This is a genomic window from Mesorhizobium sp. B1-1-5 (genome assembly GCF_006443065.1).
Classification (GTDB): domain Bacteria; phylum Pseudomonadota; class Alphaproteobacteria; order Rhizobiales; family Rhizobiaceae; genus Mesorhizobium.
The window spans coordinates 1-1,237 of record NZ_VFWS01000486.1 but is presented as its reverse complement, the minus strand read 5'-3'; the positions used below and the strand labels follow the sequence as shown (position 1 = coordinate 1,237).

The following is a 1,237-nucleotide window of genomic DNA, read 5'->3' as shown; positions in this document are numbered from 1 at the left end:
CGACCGCGCCGCCGCCATCCTGAAAGAGCTTGCCGATATGGGCATCTCGGTTGCCGTCGACGATTTCGGCACCGGCTATTCCAATCTCAGCTACCTGATCGATTTTTCATTCGGCAAGCTGAAGATCGACCGCTCCTTCGTCAGCCGCATCGATACGGATTCGAGCTCCGGCGCCGTCGTATCGACCATTGTCGGCCTCTCGCGAGCACTCGGCGTCAGTATCATTGCCGAGGGTGTCGAGACAGAGGACCAGGCGACACTGCTCAGGGCAGCCGGTTGCGAGGTGGTGCAAGGTTATCTGTTCGGCCGGCCGGCGCCGCTTGCGGTCATGGCCGGCGAGGGACAAGTCATCGAGGATTCGAGGCGCGTCGCCAATCTGCACTGAGTGTCACGCCGTTGCGTGTCAGCGACGCGCGGAAAGAACCTTGAACATGCCGTCACGGGCGAGCTCGGCATGGCTGGAGAAGGCGGCGGCCAGTGCCGGCTCGTAGGGCAGCTGGCGGTTCGCCACCATGTACAGCCGTGCTCCCGGCTTCAGCGCCTTTGCCGCTGCCCGGATCAGGCCGGCGCCGATCTCCGGTTCGGCCGCGCGGCTGCGATGAAAAGGCGGGTTCATGATGACCGCGTCGTAGCGACGCTCGACCGGCTCCCCCTGCAGGTCCGTCCAGAAGAAACCTTTCGCAACCGACTGGCTGGCCGTGGCAAGATTGGCTTTGGCGGCTTCGAGAGAAGCGAAATCCGCCTCATAGAGATCAAGTGCCGAGATGCCGGGCGAACGCGCTTCCATCTCCGCCGCCAGATAGCCCCAGCCGGCGCAGAAATCGGCGACATGGCCGCGCAGGTCGGCCGGAAGATGGTCCGCCAGCAACTTCGAACCGGCATCGACACGATCGAAGGAAAACATGCCGGGCGCCGTGCTGAAGCGGCCGTCGACCAGCCCGGCGGGATTGGCGGCACGCAGCGCTGCTGCCGTCTCCGTCCCGGCCGGCCGGCGAAGCCAGAAGGCGATGCCGTGATATTTGGGCAGATGGCCTTCGAGCGGCACAAGCTCGTCCATGCGCTTGCGCAGGCTGGCGATGCCATCATCCTTGCCGCCGGCAATGACGATCAATCCGCCCTCGGTGACGCGCTCCAGCGCATCCGCGATGCGCAGCTCGTTCTGGCCGCGATGGCGGCCCGCGAGCACCAGCGCGGCGTCAAAGCCATCGCCCTGCGTTTGCGGGGTGACAGTGAAGCC

General features: G+C 65.3%; 2 protein-coding genes. One reads left to right on the top strand and one right to left on the bottom strand.

Going from position 1 to position 1,237, the window contains the following annotated elements; translation table 11 throughout:
* Positions 1 to 385: EAL domain-containing protein (locus FJ980_RS32590; protein ID WP_140547557.1), on the top strand; the 385-nt coding region annotated here is incomplete at its 5' end.
* Positions 386 to 403: 18 nt separating this feature from the next.
* Here the strand turns inward: FJ980_RS32590 and FJ980_RS32585 are convergent.
* Positions 404 to 1,237 (bottom strand): class I SAM-dependent methyltransferase (locus FJ980_RS32585; RefSeq protein ID WP_140547556.1); only part of this gene is annotated, 834 nt, incomplete at its 5' end.